At 64.9% G+C, this 16,739-nt stretch carries 16 protein-coding genes; 3 read left to right on the forward strand and 13 right to left on the reverse strand.

From position 1 onward, the window contains the following. Window positions 1-65: 65 nt before the first annotated feature. Together BV95_RS18585 and BV95_RS18590 are read left to right on the forward strand one after the other, a co-directional pair. The gene (locus BV95_RS18585; protein WP_051749888.1) at window positions 66-1,043 is read left to right on the forward strand and encodes a LysR family transcriptional regulator; all 978 of its coding nucleotides are present in this window, start codon (window positions 66-68) and stop codon (window positions 1,041-1,043) included. Beyond that, window positions 1,040-2,602: a GMC family oxidoreductase gene (locus tag BV95_RS18590; protein ID WP_037455624.1), complete on the forward strand. Its 1,563-nt coding sequence runs from the start codon at window positions 1,040-1,042 to the stop codon at window positions 2,600-2,602. Before BV95_RS18585 ends, BV95_RS18590 begins: the two co-directional genes overlap by 4 nt. A gap of 46 nt (window positions 2,603-2,648) precedes the next feature. Here the strand turns inward: BV95_RS18590 and BV95_RS18595 are convergent, their stop codons facing one another. The 9 genes from BV95_RS18595 to BV95_RS18635 all read right to left on the reverse strand — a co-directional run bounded on the left by BV95_RS18595 (window position 2,649) and on the right by BV95_RS18635 (window position 12,192). Then, window positions 2,649-4,808 (reverse strand): TonB-dependent receptor, encoded by a 2,160-nt coding sequence (locus BV95_RS18595; RefSeq protein ID WP_037455626.1) that lies wholly within the window; start codon window positions 4,806-4,808, stop codon window positions 2,649-2,651. A gap of 162 nt (window positions 4,809-4,970) precedes the next feature. Next, entirely contained in the window at window positions 4,971-5,615 is a 645-nt protein-coding gene (locus tag BV95_RS22820) for a TetR/AcrR family transcriptional regulator (RefSeq protein WP_081873454.1), read from the reverse strand. Window positions 5,616-5,738: 123 nt separating this feature from the next. Then, entirely contained in the window at window positions 5,739-6,530 is a 792-nt protein-coding gene (locus tag BV95_RS18605) for a class II aldolase/adducin family protein (RefSeq protein ID WP_037455627.1), read from the reverse strand. Between the two features lie 61 nt (window positions 6,531-6,591). Then, entirely contained in the window at window positions 6,592-7,554 is a 963-nt protein-coding gene (locus BV95_RS18610; RefSeq protein ID WP_037455630.1) for an ABC transporter substrate-binding protein, read from the reverse strand. Between the two features lies 1 nt (window position 7,555). Continuing rightward, entirely contained in the window at window positions 7,556-8,644 is a 1,089-nt protein-coding gene (locus BV95_RS18615; protein ID WP_037455633.1) for an LLM class flavin-dependent oxidoreductase, read from the reverse strand. A 17-nt stretch (window positions 8,645-8,661) separates the two neighbouring features. Beyond that, complete coding sequence (locus tag BV95_RS18620) at window positions 8,662-9,936, reverse strand: rhodanese-like domain-containing protein (RefSeq protein WP_037455635.1); 1,275 nt, start codon at window positions 9,934-9,936, stop codon at window positions 8,662-8,664. After that, a complete protein-coding gene (locus BV95_RS18625) occupies window positions 9,933-10,559 on the reverse strand; it encodes a cysteine dioxygenase family protein (protein WP_037455638.1) in 627 nt (208 codons plus the stop codon). Before BV95_RS18625 ends, BV95_RS18620 begins: the two co-directional genes overlap by 4 nt. Continuing rightward, on the reverse strand, window positions 10,556-11,371 hold the full coding sequence (locus BV95_RS18630) for an ABC transporter ATP-binding protein (protein ID WP_037455639.1): 816 nt from the start codon (window positions 11,369-11,371) through the stop codon (window positions 10,556-10,558). Before BV95_RS18630 ends, BV95_RS18625 begins: the two co-directional genes overlap by 4 nt. Window positions 11,372-11,373: 2 nt before the next feature. Next, complete coding sequence (locus BV95_RS18635; protein ID WP_037455640.1) at window positions 11,374-12,192, reverse strand: ABC transporter permease; 819 nt, start codon at window positions 12,190-12,192, stop codon at window positions 11,374-11,376. 290 nt (window positions 12,193-12,482) lie between these two features. Between BV95_RS18635 and BV95_RS18640 the strand changes: the two genes are divergently transcribed. Continuing rightward, window positions 12,483-13,319 (forward strand): LysR substrate-binding domain-containing protein, encoded by an 837-nt coding sequence (locus tag BV95_RS18640; RefSeq protein WP_013054006.1) that lies wholly within the window; start codon window positions 12,483-12,485, stop codon window positions 13,317-13,319. A 175-nt stretch (window positions 13,320-13,494) separates the two neighbouring features. On the opposite strand, the gene BV95_RS18645 is transcribed toward BV95_RS18640, so the two are convergent. The 4 genes from BV95_RS18645 to BV95_RS24795 are packed head-to-tail and all read right to left on the reverse strand — an operon-like array spanning window position 13,495 to window position 16,738. After that, on the reverse strand, window positions 13,495-14,439 hold the full coding sequence (locus tag BV95_RS18645; RefSeq protein ID WP_037455642.1) for a D-isomer specific 2-hydroxyacid dehydrogenase family protein: 945 nt from the start codon (window positions 14,437-14,439) through the stop codon (window positions 13,495-13,497). Between the two features lies 1 nt (window position 14,440). Further along, complete coding sequence (locus BV95_RS18650; RefSeq protein WP_037455645.1) at window positions 14,441-15,619, reverse strand: acyl-CoA dehydrogenase family protein; 1,179 nt, start codon at window positions 15,617-15,619, stop codon at window positions 14,441-14,443. Between the two features lie 5 nt (window positions 15,620-15,624). After that, window positions 15,625-16,614, reverse strand: a complete 990-nt coding sequence (locus BV95_RS18655) for an ABC transporter substrate-binding protein (protein ID WP_037455647.1) — start codon at window positions 16,612-16,614, stop codon at window positions 15,625-15,627. Continuing rightward, the gene (locus BV95_RS24795; RefSeq protein ID WP_013849359.1) at window positions 16,604-16,738 is read right to left on the reverse strand and encodes a hypothetical protein; all 135 of its coding nucleotides are present in this window, start codon (window positions 16,736-16,738) and stop codon (window positions 16,604-16,606) included. The genes BV95_RS18655 and BV95_RS24795 overlap by 11 nt, the downstream gene beginning before the upstream one ends. Window position 16,739 lies beyond the last annotated feature (1 nt).

A 16,739-nucleotide genomic window follows, 5' to 3' on the forward strand; every position in this document is an offset into this window, starting at 1 on the left:
CCCTTGCCCCATCCCCGCCCCGAACGCATCCTCCGCCAGCAACGGCATGGAGGATAGGGGGCAGGATGTACGATCTACGTCTTCTTTCGGCCTTCGCCCAGTCCGTGCGAAGCGGCAGCTTCACCGAAGCGGCGCGAGTGTTGCGCTGTTCACCCGGCGCGATCAGCAAGAATGTGGCGCGGCTGGAACATGAATTGGGCATCCGCCTGTTCAACCGCACCACCAGGCAACTCAGCCTCACCGAAGAGGGCGCGGAACTTCATGACGCGATCAGCCGCAGCCTTGCCGAACTGGAACGCGCGGAGGACATTGCGGCTACGGCACGCGGCACTGTGGAAGGAACCGTGAACCTCGCCCTGGGCAGCGCATTCGGCAAGTCGCAGCTATTGCCCCGGTTGCCCCGGTTGCTGGAGCGCCACCCTCGACTGCGGGTGGAGATCGCATTTACCGACGATTGCGGCGATCTGGTGGCCAACGGCCATGATCTGGCGGTGCGGTCCGGCGCACCCGACGACAGCCGCTATATCTGTCGCCGGCTGCACAGGCTGCCGCTGAAACTCGTGGCGAGCGCCGTCCATGTCGAGCGCCACGGCGCGCCGCAACATCCGGAGGACTTATCGCATCGCGACTGCATCAACGTGCGTCATGGCGACACAGAATGTAGCTGGTTGTTCCGCCGCCGGGACTGTCAGGACCATATTCCGGTCCTGGTCCAACCCCAATGCCGGATCATCATCACGCAGCAAATCGAGGCGGTCGTCGATGCCGCGCTGAGCAGCCTTGGCCCCACGGTCATCGACAGCCATGCCGCCCGGCCGCATCTGGAGACGGGGGCGCTGGTCGAACTGTTGCCGGAATGGGAGGTGGAAAGCGCAATCGAGGGCGGCAGCGACCTCTACATCATCTATCCGCATCGCCATTATCTGCCCCTTCGCATCCGCGCCATGATAGCTTTTCTGGTCGAAGAATTCGCCGAGGGCATGACTGCGCCAAATGTTCCAATTGCGATGGATCACCGCATTGCCGACCGCCGCATGCCATGAATGAACCGGCGGCTTTTTTCGACTATATCATCGTGGGCGCGGGATCGGCCGGATGCGTGCTGGCAGAGCGGCTGAGCCGCAATGGGCGCAACAAGGTTCTGCTGCTGGAGGCCGGACCGCCCGACCGTTCGCCTTTCATCCGCATGCCGCGTGGATTTGGTCGGACGCTCGCGGACCCCATGCTGACCTGGTATTATCCGGTGGAAAGCGGCGAACCGGACGGGGCGGCCAGCCCGATGTGGGTTCGCGGACGCACTCTGGGCGGGTCGAGCGCCGTCAACGGCATGATCTATGTCCGCGGTCAGCGTGAGGATTATGACGGCTGGGCGGCAGAAGGCGCAACCGGTTGGGACGGCGTGACGATGGCCGCGGCTTTCGAGGAACTGGAACGCACCCTGCCGGTCGAGATTCCGAAACGGGAGACGCGGCTGTCTCGCGCGATCGTCGAAGCGGCGCGCAGCATCGGCCTGCCGGAACGGCGGGCGCGCCATGCGGTGGATGGGGACGGCATCGGCCCAACGCCATGCACCATCCATCGCGGACGGCGCATGAGCGCCGCGCATGTCTTCCTGCGCCCCGCCGAGCGCCGCTCCAACCTGCACATCGAGACGGGCGTTTTGGTCGACAAGCTGCTGTTCGAAGGGTGGCGGGTGATCGGCGTCGAGACCAGCGGGCGAGCATGGCGCGCTGGCGAGGTCATCCTGTGCGCGGGCGCAATTGAAAGCCCTGCGCTGCTCCAGCGATCGGGCATCGGTCCTGCGGAGACATTGGCGGCGGCTGGCGTACCCCTGCGGCACATGCTGCCCGGCATCGGGCGCAATCTGCGCGAACATAAGCTGGTCATGATGCAGCATCGCCTGCGCGAGTGGATGGGTGACAATCGCGCCTTTTCCGGCGGGCGGCTGGCGGCCAATGTCGCGGCCTACGCTCTGCTGCGGCGGGGCGCGCTGGCGCGAACCTATGACCTCAACGCCTTTGCGCGCAGTCGGCCCGATCTCGACCGGCCCGACGTTCAGATCACCTTTTCCGCTTTCTCGCTGGACCTGGGCGCGAAAACGATAAGGTTCGAACCCTTTCCCGGCATGCAGATGTTCGCCTATCCGCTTCGGCCGACCAGCCAGGGGAGCGTGGACATCGTGTCGCCGGAACCGGGCCTTCCTCCACGCATCCGCCCCCATTATCTGGCGACGGAGCATGACCGCCGCGTCACGGTGGACATGGTCCGCCTGATGCGGCGTCTGGCGGCCGCGCCGCCGCTGGCTTCGCTGATCGTGGAAGAAAGCTTTCCCGGCACGGCCATGCCTGATGACGATGAAGCGATCATCGCCGCCGCGCACCGGGACCAGAGCTGCGCCCATGCGGTCGGCACCTGCCGCATGGGCGCAGCGGACGACCCCATGGCCGTGGTCGACCCGCGCCTGCGCGTGCTGGGACTGGAAGGCATCAGGGTGATGGATTGTTCGGTGATGCCGACGCAGCCGTCAGGCAACACCAATGCGCCGGTGATGGCGATGGCGGTCCGCGCCGCCGCGCTGATCCTGAAGGATGCGCGCAGATAATGCGGCGCGTTACCGGCCGGTGTGTCCGGCCGGTAACGCGCATTCGTCAGAAGCTATAGTTTAGACCAAGACCGATCTGGCGCGGCGGCGAATAGATAATCGCGTCCGCGCTGGGATTGACGAAAGTCGACCCGATCACCTTGGCATTGGTGAAATTTCGCGTGAAGACCGACAGGGTAAGGCCGGTATCCGCCGGGGTGAAGGCAAGACGTGCATTGCCGATGAAATAGTCCTTCTGCGACACACGGCTTTCCAGCGCCATGCGCACCCTGGTCGAATAATAGCCGTTCACCGACAGGGCGAGGCGCCCGGCATCGAAATCATGATGATAGTCGACAAGGCCGTTCAGCGTGAACTTGGGCGCGCGGATCATCCGCTGGCCGCTGATATCGGCGCGCCCGTCGAGAGTTCCGTCGAAATCGGGATCCGTGACCATCTCCACCAGGCTGGCATTGGGGAAGCTGTCATATTTCGCATGGAGCCAGGCAGCGCCCAGCGTCAGCGTCAGATCGTCGCTGGCGCGCAGGCTGGCATCGGCGTCGATGCCGTAAATCTCGGCCGATCCGGCATTCTGCAAGGTGCTGACCCCGCCCACGGTCGTCGTCGCCTGCAAATTCTTATAGTCGTAATGGAAGCCCGCGACGTTGAGCGCGATGGACCCTGACTTGAATTTCGCGCCGACCTCGTGCGACTTCAACAATTCCGGGCGAACAGGTGTCGCCTGGCGGGCGATAGTGTTGAACAGGCCCGCCTTGAAGCCCTGCGCATAATTATAATAGAGGTTCAGGCTGTCCGTCAGGTCGAACATGATCGCGGCGCGCGGCGTGAACTTCCTGGACTTGACCTCACCCAGAAAGGCTTCCGGCGTGGCGTCGTTGAAGCCGTTGGCGAAACCGTTATTCTTGTCCCAGGTATAGCGGCCGCCGCCGATGACCTTCAGCCTGTCGGTAACCTTCCAGGTTACTTCGACAAAGGCTGCCAGCGACCTGTTGACGCTGTGATTGTAGATATTGTCGATATAGCCGAAGGCCGGGATGTTGATGAATGCGGGGGTGTCGCCGACCTTCCGGCGATAATAGTTCAGGCCGGCGATGAACGATACGGGACCGATGGGATTGGACGTGAAATAGAAGTCCTGCGAAAAGGACTTGGAGAAGCTGAATATATCGTACACGCCACCCGCGAAATTGCTGTAGTCGGCCTCCTGCATGATGGGCGTGCTATAGTCGATATAGCCGGTCATGCTGGTGAAGGTGCCATAGTCCGTCTCGAAATCGGCCTTGAGCGAGTAGCTCTTCATGTCGATGTCGATATAGCTGTCGATGTCCGACGACGTCTGCCACGGTTGATCCGCGATGACCACACCTGGCACCCCGGCGAGCGCGTTCACGCCCCTGTAGTTGGCATAAGCCAGGTCGATGGCGTTCTTTTCGCGATTATAGCTGAAGGCGCCTTCCAGGCGAATCCGGTCGGTCGGCTGGAACAGCAGCTTCGCGCGCAGGAAGCGGTTGTGATTGTCCGGCGTGTTACGGCCCGTCGCGACGTTGCGCACATAGCTGCCCAGTTCCCGGCTGCTGAGCGTCAGGCTGGCGGCAAGCACATCGTCGATGATCGGGCCGGTGACGAACGCCTGGGCGTTCAATTCCCCCTCGCTGCCATGGCCATAATGGGCCCAGGACAGGCCAAGGTTCATCTGCGGAGTGAAGGACGGCGACTTGCTGTTGATGAGGATCACGCCGCCGGTCGCGTTGCGGCCGTAAAGCGAGCCCTGAGGGCCTTTCAACACCTGGACATTCTCGACATCCGGCAATGAGAAGAAGGCGCCGGTGATGTTCGGCTGATAAACGCCGTCGACATAGGTGGCGACATTGTTTTCCGCATTGGACGAACCCAGGGTGGACGACACGCCGCGCAGCGCGGGCTGGGCGTTGATGCCGTTCGCCTCGATGCGCAGGCCCGGCGTCACCAGCGTCAGGTCGCGAGCGTTGCTGATATTGGCGCTCTGCAATTGCTCTGCGCTTTGCGCCGTGACGGAGACGGGAACGTCCTGCAACCGTTCCGAACGGCGCTGCGCCGTAACGATGATGTCGTCCGTCGGCTGACTCGCTTGCGCCGTCGCGTCGGTCTGCGCCGTGGCAGCACCGGACATACCGGCAATAATGGCGGCGGTGCCGAGCAATTGCACGGCAAGATTGAATCTGGTCATGAGCTCCCCTCTCATCTGGATTGTCGGCGCGATGGCCGGACGGGCCCGAAGGCCATCGCGCCGCTATCGCGGTGGAGAGCTAAATTTGCATGCAAAAATCAGTCATGATCGCCATGCATCATGGGTATGATCTATCGCCCGCAATAAGCCTGTCGGATGGTGTCAGGACCACCCCCGCAGGAATCGTTCAGCGATTTCGCGCGCACGTCCCTCCCGGTGAACGAACGCGATATCATCCACCATCACGCGGAATCCCTGGGTGATAAGCCCTTGCAGGTCGAAGGCTGCCTCCGATGGATCGCCGGGACGCAACACGCCTTCGGCCATCAACCGTCCGAAATAATCGCTGATCGGCCGAATGCCTTCATAGGCATCGGCAAGCAGCATCGCGCCAAGATGAGGAAAGTCACGCCGCTCCGCCACCGCGATCTGAAGCAGGGTTCGCCCCATCGGATGACAGACGGCAACCTGCGTATAAGCGGAGACGAACCGCTCAATCGTTCCGAGCGGATCATTCACGTCCAGCTTCAACGCCCAAAGGACGGAACGCACCGCTTCCATGCTGCGATGGATCAGCGCGGTGAACAGACCCTCCTTGCTGCCGAAGCGCCGGTAAATGGTGGTCTTGCTGACGCCCGACCGATCAACCAGACGATCAAGGTTCGTGCCGCCGAAGCCGGAAAGGGCGAACTCCTCCAGCGCGATATCGAGCAGGCGGTCGATACGCCGGTCCACCTCGGCACGCGGCAGCCTGCCGCCTTGCCAGCGTTTCCCTGCTTGTCCTGTCGTCACGGTCTCACCACTCATCCTGCGTGGATAACCGGGCGCTGCGTCTAAACCAAGGGGGAGAGGCGGTTGACGCCCCTCCCCTCTTTTAAATGCGGTTCATTTTACGCGACTTGCCTACAGCGGGACTTGCAAAGCTTTCGGTCAGGCGTCGAAGCCGGGCGACTGGCGTTGCGCCTTGCGGAGCGCGGCTTCCCAGACGAGGTCGTGGTGCGACCGGGCGCCCTCTACCGGCTTGCGATCGCGGCCCATCTGGCGGCGGACTTCCTCCTGCGCGGCTTCGGGGGCGATCAGCACATTGTCGCGGCCGACCGCCAGGCTGCGAACCTGCGCCTTGCAGGCTTCCTCCAGATGATAGATGCCGCTGAACGCTTCGCCCGGCGTCGATCCGAGCGCTAGCGTGCCGTGGTTGCGCAGCAGCATGAACTTGGTGTCACCCAGATCGGCGACCAGCCTTTCCCGTTCGTCCAGATTCAGCGCCACGCCCTCATAATCATGATAGGACAGGCGCGGGATCAGCGAGAGGGCGCGCTGGTTGAGCGGCAGCAGCCCTTCGGCGTGGGCGGACACCGCCATGCCGTCCGCGCTGTGGAAATGGGCGATATAATGGGCGTCTTCGCGCGCGTCGTGGATCGCGCTGTGGATCACATAGCCCGCATAGTTGATGCCGTAGTCGCTTTCGCCGATGACATTGCCGTCCAGGTCGACCTTGACCAGGCTGGACGCGGTGATCTCATCGAACATCAGGCCGAAGGGGTTGATCAGGAAATGATGGTCCGGCCCCGGCACGCGGGCGGAGATGTGGGTGTAGATGAAATCGTCCCAGCCATAGAGGGCGGACAGGCGATAGAATGCGGCAAGGTCGACGCGGACCTTCCATTCCGCTTCGCTGACGCCCGACTGGCGGAAACGGTCGTCCTTCAAGACTGTGGCCATGGGGATGCTCCTTTGCGGCGGATTTCGGGATCGAATGAGTGATGGAGGGGCGAAATCCGCTTCACCCGCCCTTGCTGAAGCTGGTGTCGAAAGCCTCCGCGACGGGGCGCTTGCCGTCGGTCAGGCCGGCGCGCTGGAAGCGTTGCGTGATCGCCTGCTCATGCGCGACGATCCTGCCATCTATGGGTTGGGCGGCGCGGTTGTTGCGGTCGAAACTGGCGCGGGCGATGTCCAGCGGCAGGCCGGTCTCCTTCGAGAGCACCTGCGCGAATTCGTCGGGATGCGCCCTCGCCCACTGGACGGCCCTCGCCTCCCGCTGGAGGAAATCGGCGAGCAGGGCGCGCTTGGGGGCGATGGAGCCGGCATGCGCGATGTCGATATAGACGGGCAGGCCGTAATCCTTCGCGTCCACGACCGCCCTCGCCCCTTCCTTGATCGCCACATTGGTATAGGGCGTCCAGGTGGACCATGCGTCGATGGCGCCGCTGTCGAAGGCGGCCTTGGCGTCGCCGGGCGGCAGGAAGGTGACGCGCACCCGGTCCGCCGGGATATGCGCCCGCTCCAGCGCCTGGAGCAGCAGATGGTGACCGATGGACCCGCGCGTCGTCGCGACCGACTTGCCGATCAGATCCTGCACCGACCGGGCGGGGGAACCGTTCTTCACCAATATGGCCAGCGCTTCGCCTGCCTGGGCGGCGGGCGTCTGCACGCCTATGGCCTTGACCGGGCTGCCGCTCTGATAGGCGAAGATGAAGGGGGCGTCTGCGGCGAGGCCGAGGTCGGCCGCGCCGCCGCCCACTGCTTCCAGCAAGGGCTGGGCCGCCGGGAATTCGGACCATTCGACCGTATAGGGCGCGTCCTTGAGCACGCCCGACGCGATCATCATGGATTTGACCTGTCCCTTCTGGTTGGCGACGCGCAGTATCTTGTCATCGCCGCCGCCGCTGAACTTCGCGGCGGCAAGGCCGAAGCCCGCCGCCGCCACCAATGCCACCGCGATGATCGCGCCCCTGATCTTCGCCATATCAGCCCGCCAGCGCCAGATCGGCCTGGGTGCGTTCGGCGACCTTGCGCCGCACGATGGGGAGCAGTTCCCGGCCATAGAGGATGGAATCGGCCAACGGATCGAAGCCGCGGATCAGGAAATGATCGATGCCGATGTCGACATAATCCAGCATGGCGTCGGCCACCTGTTCGGGGGTGCCGACAAGGCCGGTGCTGTTGCCCGCCGCGCCGGTCAGCGCCGCGACGCCGGTCCACAGCCGCTTGTCCTGCCGGTTGGCGCTGGCGGTTTCCAGCAGGCGGAGCGACCCGGCATTGGCCGGGCGATGGTCGGTGAGCGGCAGCCCGGCGGCGGTGCGGTTTTCGCGCACCTGCTCCTCGATCTCCGCAGCGCGTTTCCAGGCCGCTTCCTCCGTGTCGGCGATCACCGGGCGGAGCGACAGGGAAAAGCCCGGATTGCGGCCATAGCGCGCCGCCGAGCGGCGGACCTGCCGGACGCTGTCCTGCACCGATTCCAGCGTTTCTCCCCACAGGGCGTAGACGTCGGCATGGCGTCCGGCGACGTCGATCGCTTCGGGCGAGGAACCGCCGAAGAAGACCGGCAGATTGTCGGGTTTCACGGCGCTGAACGCCTGTTTCACGTCGTAAAACTTGCCCTGATGGTCGAAGGGTTGGGCCGCCGTCCATTCCTGCCGCAGGATGGTCAGATATTCGTCGGTGCGGGCGTAGCGTTCCGCCTTCACGCTCCTCGTATCGCCGTCCCGCGCCATTTCCGCGTCGGCGCCGCCGGTGATGATGTGGACGGCGACGCGCCCGCCCGACAACTGGTCCAGCGTGGCGAGTTGGCGCGCCGCGACCGTAGGCTGGGTGAAGCCGGGCCGGTGCGCGACCAGAAAGCCCAGCGTCGATGTAATCGCCGCCGCATGGGCCGCGACGATCTGGCTTTCGGGGCTGTTGGAGCCGAAGGGGATCAGCACGCGGTCGAAGCCGCCCTTTTCCTGCGCCTTGGCCGCCGCCTCGACATAATCCTTGTCGAGGGCACGGCTGCGCACCGCCGACTGGGTTTCAGAGCCGTTGTTGAAGCCGATATAGCCGATGAATTTGACGCTCATGGTCGCCTCTCAAAAGATCAGATGACAAAGAAGCCGTGGGTGCCGTCGCGCTCCAGTTGCGCGACGAGGCCATATTCCCAGTCGAGATAGGCCTGCATCGCGGCGGCCTTGTTGTCGGTGCCTTCATAGGGGCGTTTGTAGCGTCCCTCCGGCCCGCGTGGGCTAGGCGCGCCGTCCGGGCCTTTCTCCAGCGTCGCGGTGGACCAGTCGACGTCCAGCACGGACACCTCCCACCCCAGTTGCGCCAGCCAGGAGGCGGTCATGTCGGCGCGGGGGCCGATATCGTCGGTGACGACGATCCGGGCGCCGCGCACCGGGGCATTATGGTCTGTTTCCTGCACCAACTGGCCGCCCTGCGCGTTGCGGAAGCCGGGCAGATGGCCGCCCTCATATTCGCGGGGCTGGCGCACGTCGTAGAGATAGAGGGTGCGGGCCTTGTCCGCCTTCAATTCCTCCAGTTCGTCCCAGCCGATGCGCTTCACCCCGGCGCGATAGGCGACGTCGCGGGCATGGGCGCGGGCCTCCTCCGCCGAGCGATTGTCGACCTCCGGCGCGACGCGGGTCTGGCCGGTTTCAAGCTCCTGCCCCGCCAGCGTCCAGCCGATGGTGCCGTTGCGCAGCGCGAAGATCGGGTTGGGCAGGCCCGCATTGACCAGCGACTGGGTCCCGATGATCGACCGGGTCCGGCCCGCGCAGTTGACGATGATCGTCGTATCCGGATCGGGCGCGATGGTGCGCGCCCGCAGCACCAGTTCGGCGCCGGGCACGCTGGTGCCGGTCGGGATGCTCATCGTATTATATTCGTCGTAGCGGCGGGCGTCGAGGATGGCGATGTCGGCCTTTTCCCGGATCAGCGCCTGCACCTCCTCCGCCGCCAGACTGGGCGTGTGGCGGCGATGTTCGACCAGTTCGCCGAACGCCTTGGAATAGCTGTTCACATCCTCGAACAGTTCATAGCCCGCTTCGCGCCAGGCGTTGAGGCCGCCTTCCAGTTCGCGGACGTCGGTATAGCCCAGCCCTTCGAACCGCACGGCGGCCTTGCGCGCCAGCCCTTCGCCATCGTCATAGACGATGATCGGCGTGTCGAGGCGCGGGATGCGCCAGCGCGCTTCCTCATCGATGCGGCGCAGCGGAATCTGGGCGGCGAAGAGGGGGTGGCCTTGCGCGAATTCATGTTCTTCGCGCACGTCGATCAGGGCGATCTCGCTGCCGACCAGCAGGGCGCGGCGAATGTCCTGCGGCGTGGCGGTCAAGGTGCGGTCGCTTGTGCGGTCCAGCGTTTCAGTGGTCATGCGTTTCTCGATCTATCCCAGAGGTTGGGGATCACGCCGTTGGCGTAACCCGATATGAAGGTCTTGGGGGTGCCGTCGGGGGCGTAGGTCGCCCGCTCGACCGCGCCGATATTGGCGCCGTAGACATGGATGCTGATCGACGGCCGGTCAGCCAGGCCGTTGGTCACACGATGGATGTCGCCGATGCGGGGGGAGACGGCGTCGACTTCGCCTGCGTGCAGAAGCTGCTCGCCGTGCGGGATAAGGCGGCCGTCGGGCGACTGGCGGAAGCGTTCCACCCTTTCCGCGCCGCGCAGCACGCCGACCAGGCCCCAGACGGTGTGATCGTGGATCGGCGTGGCCTGTCCCGGCCCCCAGACGAAGCTGACGATACTGAACCGTTCGCGGCTGTCGCAATGGAGCAGATATTGCTGGTAGCGGTCCGGATGCGGGCGGGTGAATTCCTCCGGCAGCCAGTCGTCTTTGGCGATCAGGCGGCTCAGCAGGGCGCGGCCGCTTTCCAGGATCGCGCCTTCGTCCCGCGTCGCCGCCAGCAGGTCGGCGAAGGCGGTGACGAAGCCGCGCAGGCGAGCGATGTCGGTGGCGGGTTCGATGGGTCGGGCTATGGCTGCGACTGCGTTCATTCGGCAGCCTCGGCGATGGGGGCGAAGGGCAGGACGCCCTCCCCATGATCGTCGCCGCCCAGATAGGAGAGCAGTTTTTCGCGCAGGCGACCGGAGATGGCCGAGCGGTCGCCGCGCGGGACCGCGATCCGTTCCTGCGCAACGATGCGGCCCTTGTCAAGCACCAGCACCCGGTCGGCCAGGGCGATGGCTTCCTCCACGTCATGGGTGACGATCAGCACGGCGGGCCGATGGGCGCGCCAGAGCGAGAGGACAAGGTCGTGCATGCGGTAGCGGGTCAGCGCATCCAGCGCGGCGAAGGGTTCGTCGAGCAGCAGCAGCTTGGGTTCGCGTACCAGGGCGCGGGCAAGGGCCACGCGCTGCGCCTCCCCACCCGACAGGGTCAGCGGCCAAGCGTCGAGCCGATGGCCAAGGCCGACTTCCTTGAGCGCGGCTTCGCTGCGGTCGCGGGGCCGGTCGCCCTTCAGGCCTAGGGCGACATTCTTCCACACCGGTTTCCAGGGGAGCAGGCGGGCGTCCTGGAACACCACGGCGCGGGAGTCGGGGACTTCCACATCCTGGCCCCGCACCTCGTCCAGACCGGCGAGCGTGCGCAGCAGCGTGGTCTTGCCGGAGCCGGAGCGGCCCAGCAGGGCGATGAACTCGCCCGGCGCAATGTCGAGGTCGAGGCCGTCGATGATCGTGTTGGGACCGAAACGGCGGGTAAAATCGCGCAGCCTGACCACCGGTTCGGGATGCGGCAGTTCGGAATGTAGCGGGTCGCGATGGTCGGCGGCGCTTTGCAGGGCGGAAAATCCGAGACGGGCGTCCATGCTTATTGCTCCACTATGCTGGGGCGCCAGATCAGGGCGCGGGCTTCGACGGTGCGGACCAGCCAGTCGGCGCCAAGGCCGAGAATGGCGTAGACCATGAGGCAGACCACGATGATGTCCGTCCGCATGAAATCGCGGGCATTATTGATGAGATAGCCAAGACCGGCCGATGCGTTGATCTGTTCCGCCACGACCAGCACCAGGATGGCGACCGACAGCGCATAGCGCAGGCCCACCAGCAGCGAAGGCAGCGCGGACGGGAGGACGACGTGCCAGATCTGCTCCCAGCGGCTGAGGCCGAAGCTCTTCGCCGCGTCCAGTAGGCGCAGGTCGACGCTGCGGATGCCGCTGTAGAGGTTGAGGTAGACGGGGAAGACGGTGCCGAAAGCGATCAGAGCCACCTTGGGCGTCTCACCGATGCCGAACCAGACGATGAAGAGCGGGGTGAGCGCCAGCGCGGGGATGGTGCGCTTGATCTGCATCAGCGGATCGACCGCCAGTTCCCCGGCGCGGGAGAGGCCCGCTACGAGGCCGAGAATGAGGCCCAGGCTGATGCCGATCAGCAGGCCGACGGCGACTCGCGCGAAGGACACCAGCAGGTTGGACGGCAGTTCGCCCGACAGCAGCATTTCCAGCAGCGTGCCGATCACGGCGGAGGGCGCGGCCAGGGTCCGTTCCGGGATCAGGCCGCTGCGCGATCCCAATTCCCAGAGGAGCAGCAGGACGACGGGCGACAGCCAGCGTCCGCCAAAGCGCGAAAGGGAAAATCCCCGCACGCCGACCTGTCCGGAACCGCGTCTGTCCACCATCAAAACCGTCATCAACTCGCCCTCTTCGTGGTGAGGGAAAGCCCAACATGAATTCTCTACCAATTCAATTAAGTTTTGCTCGGTCGATCTATGAGGGGCGCTCATAGGGCGCGTTTGGCCGCAAATCCGGCGCCATCTGCCGCCGGAAATGGCGGGTTTCCGTGCTTCGACCGTATTGGCCAAGATTTTCATGGCCACTTTAAATCTCTACTATTTTGATTGATATATAAGCCTTCGCGATAAGAGCGCGACTCCGTTTCCGGCATCGGATCGGCGGCTTTCTCTTTTTCATCGAGGTTTCCATGCCGGTCAATCTGCCCACCAACCTGCTGCGCAGCTTCGTCGCCATCGTCGACACGGGATCGATGCTGAATGCGTCGGAGCAGGTGTTCGTGACCCAATCCGCGCTGAGCCTTCAGATCAAGCGGTTGGAGGAACTGGTGCAGCAGACGCTGTTCCTGCGCGAAGGGCGGCGGCTGAACCTGACCACCGCCGGGGAAGTGCTGCTGGATTATGCGCGGCGCGTGCTGCTGCTGCATGACGAGGCGGTCGCGGCGGTCAGCGCGGGTCGTTTCGCCGGACCGGCGCGGATCGGCATGGTGCAGGATTTCGCCGACAGCCTGTTGAGCGGACTGCTGTCGCGCTTTTCCGAACTGCATCCCGACGCGCAAATCTATGCGCGGGTTGCGGGAACGGCGGAGTTGCAGACGCTGCTGGACCGTCGCGAACTGGACATCGTGCTGGGTTTCGCAGCACCCAACGATCCGCATGCGGTGACGGTCGCGCCGATGAGCTGGTATGGCGAGCAGGCGCTGGTGGAGCGGGAGGTGATCCCGCTGGCCGTGCTGGAGGAGCCGTGCCGTTTCCGCGAGGCGGCGATCCGGGCGCTGGAGGATAGCGGGCTGCAATGGCGGATCGCGGTGGAGACACCCAATCTGGCGACGCTGAAGGCCGCTGTCGGAGCGGGCCTGGGCATTACCTGCCGCACGCATTTGTTCCTGGAGGACAGCCAGGCGCTGGAGCATGAGCGGTTGCCGCACCTGCCGCGGGTCGCGGCGATCCTGCGGGCAGGGGAAAAGCTGGACAAGGCCGCGCACCGGCTGGCGGAACTGGCGCGGGAGACGGTTCAGACGCTTTAGGGCTTTTCCCCAGGCGAGATTGGCCATTAGCGGACATCAATTCCTCCCTGCGCGCAGCGTGGGGAGGGTCGAAGAGAGGCACGTGACTCTCTTCGACCCTCCCCATCTCTCGATGGGGGAGGAATAGGAGAGGTCCGTTTTCCATCCAAATCGGTCAATCTGGCCTATACTGAATCTAATAACCCCGCGCCGGATCGACGATATCGCTGGGTTTTTCGCCGCGCACGAAGCGGGACAGGTCGTCATTGACCTTTTCCAGCAGCCGGTGCCGGATCAGGCTGTAGTTGCTGGAGATATGGGGCGTCAGGCGCACGCGGGGATGGGTGTAGAGCGCATGGCCTTCGGGCAGCGGTTCCGGATCGGTGACGTCCAGCGTCGCGAAGCCCAGCCGCTCCCGATCCAGCGCGTCGATCAGCGCTTCCTGATCGATCACCGAACCCCGCGCCACATTGATGAGGTGCGCGCCCCGCTTCACCTTCGCGAATAGCGCTTCGTTGAAGAGGTGGCGGGTTTCGGGCGTGCCGGGGACGGCGACTACGATATGGTCCGCCTCTGCCGCCAGCGTTTCCAGATCGCTGACATGCTGCACGCCGCTGATGCCCGATTGCGCGCCGCTTCGCCGCAGGCCGATGACCTGCGCGCCGAGCGCCAGCCCGCGCCGCGCCACCGCCGCACCGATCGCGCCCAGGCCGACGATGCCGATGGTCGTTCCGGAGACGCGGCCGAGCGGGCGGGGAATCCACTGGTCCCGCGAATGCGCCTCCGCCGCATGGAGATTCTTGGCATGGGCGTAGATGGCCGCGATCACATAATCGGCGATCTCTTCCGAAGCGACGCCGCGACCGCAGGTGACGAGCGGAGCGTCCAGCAGCCAGCCGGGGTAGAAATCCACCCCCGCCGACGCGCTGTAGACCCATTTGAGCCGTCCCGGCCAGATATCCGGCCGTAGCTGAGCGGATTGCCGCCAGGCGGGGGACGGCCTGACCAGCAATATGTCCGCTTCGTTCGCGGCGGTCCACGGCTCATCCTCCGCCACGTCGATCAGGGTCGGGGCGGATGGGTGCAGGCCAAGGCTGCGGTTGAAATCGGGTTCCAACTGGCTGGCGATGATCAAGGACATGTCAGTTCCCCAGCGCGGCTCGGCCCGCCGCGATCAATATCGTGTCGGTCTGCGGCGAGTGAATGCGGCTGCACAGCACGTCGCGATAATGGCGCTCCAGCGGGTTCTTGCGACTGATGCCGGGATTGCCGGTGAGCTCCAACCCGATCTCCACGGCGCGGATCGCGTTGGCCGTCGCAAGATATTTGATGTTGTTGACCTCCACCGCGCTGGGGGTGTCGCCCGCGTCATAGCGCGCCGCCGCGTCGCGGATCAGGGTGCGGTTGACCTGCAACAGCGTCTCTATTTCCCCGAATTTCTCCTGAACCCGCGGAAGGGTCGCCAGAGAAGCGCCCAGATTGCTGGGCACGCGGTCGTTGAGATAGGCGCGCAGCCAGTCGCGGGCCGCCCGCGCCACGCCGTCATAGATGGTGGAGATGGCCAGCGCATTCCAGATCGCCAGGCTGGAATCGCCCGTCCCCGACGCCCATTGTTCCGGCAGGCGGATATCGACCGCATGGTCTAGCGGGACCGGCGTGTCCGTGAAATGCACGGCATGGCTGACGGTGGCGCGCATGCCCAGATGATCCCAGGCTGGCTCTATCGCGATGCCGGGGCTGTCGGATCGGACCAGGAAATTGCCGACGCGGGGATTTTCCTCATCCGTCTTGGCCCAGACGGCGAACCAGTCGAGACCGGTCGATCCGGTCGAATAGATTTTCGTGCCGCTGATCGCCCATCCGTCGCCCACGCGCCGGGCGACCGTCGCGGGCAGGCCGCCGCGCACCGGCGTGCCCAGTTCCGGTTCGACGCGCAGTCCGCCAAGCAGTCCGCGCCCCTGCACCGCCTGCCGGGCCAATTGTTCGTAAATGCCCTGCGGCCAGTCCTGAGCGCGGGCCGGGGTCGCGTGGTAATGATAGGTCATGAACAGGATCAGCGCCGTCGAAGGCTCCCCCTTGGCTACTGCGCCCAGCACGCGCAGGGCTTCCGACAGGGATGCGCCCCGCCCGCCATATTCCACCGGGACGGTCAGACCGATCAGCCCTTCCCGCCCCAGCAGGTCGAAATTGGCGCGGGGGAATTCGGCGCTCCGGTCATAAGACTCGGCCGTCTCCGCCAACTGGCGGGTGATCCGGTCCAGCAGTTCGGGGCCGATGGGCGCGAAGGACGGGGTTTCGGGAACAAATGCCTGGCTGGCCATGATTTTCAGCCTCTTTTCGATATGGAATCGTTGAACCGCCGGTCCCAGAGAGGGCGGATGTCGACGGCCTTGGGCAACAGTTTCTGCGCGAAGAAGAGGTCCGCCACCTGCTGTTGGGAGGCGATGGCCGCGTCGGTCACGGGGCGCAGTTCGAAGCTGGCGCTCTTGCGCCGGAACTGGTCGGCCACATAATCGAGCGGCACTCCGATATCCTGGGCGATGGTTTTCGCCCATATGTCCTGATTCGCGGCCGCCCAGCCATAGGCCTGCTGCAACAGCGTCAGATATTCGCGGAGGATGCCGGACAATTCGGGGTCGGCCAGCGCGTCGACATGGGCGGCGACCAGATAATTGCCCGACAATATGCCCTGAGCGGTGCGCAATATCCGTGCGCCTTCGGTCGCGATGGCGCGCTGGATCGGGAAGCCGTAGATCGCCCAGGCGTCCAGCGCGCCCTGGGAAAAGGCCGCCGCGCCGTCGGACACACCCATGGCGATGGGGGTGATGTCGTCCCAGCCCAGACCGACCTCTTCCAGCATGCGGATCAGGAAATATTGCGAGGTGGTGGCGCGCACATAGCCCACCCGCTTGCCCTTCAGATCGGCGATGGAGCGCGCCGTAGACCCCTTGGGCACCAGCACCACCTGATTGTTGACGTCGCCATGGGCCACGGCGATCTGCCGGAAGCTCTGAATGGTCGAGGCGGCGGCGAAGATCGGCGGAATCTCGCTCATCGCGCCATAGTCGAGCGAGCCGCCGTTCAGCGCCTCCACCACCAGATGGCCCGACTGGAATTCATTATATTGGATGTCGAAATCCTTGGGCGCGACCCCCGCCATCTTAAACAGCAGCCGCGCGTTGAATTCCCCCTTGCCGTTGGTCGAGACGCGCAGGCGGGGGCGCGAACCGCCACTGGCGCCGCAACCCGACAGCAGCAGGCCGGACGCCGCGCCCGCCGTCAGGAAACCGCGCCGCGACCAGTCCTTAGCGACCACCGGCGCTTTCCCGCTGGCTTGCCGTCCGCTCGAACAGGATCACGTTGGGGTCGCGGAGGAATTCCTGGCGGGCGGCGGCGCGGAAACGGTGCCAATGAGTGATTAGGAGAGGTAACAGAGACATT

This window comes from Sphingobium chlorophenolicum (assembly GCF_000722875.1).
Taxonomy (GTDB): Bacteria; Pseudomonadota; Alphaproteobacteria; order Sphingomonadales; family Sphingomonadaceae; genus Sphingobium; species Sphingobium chlorophenolicum.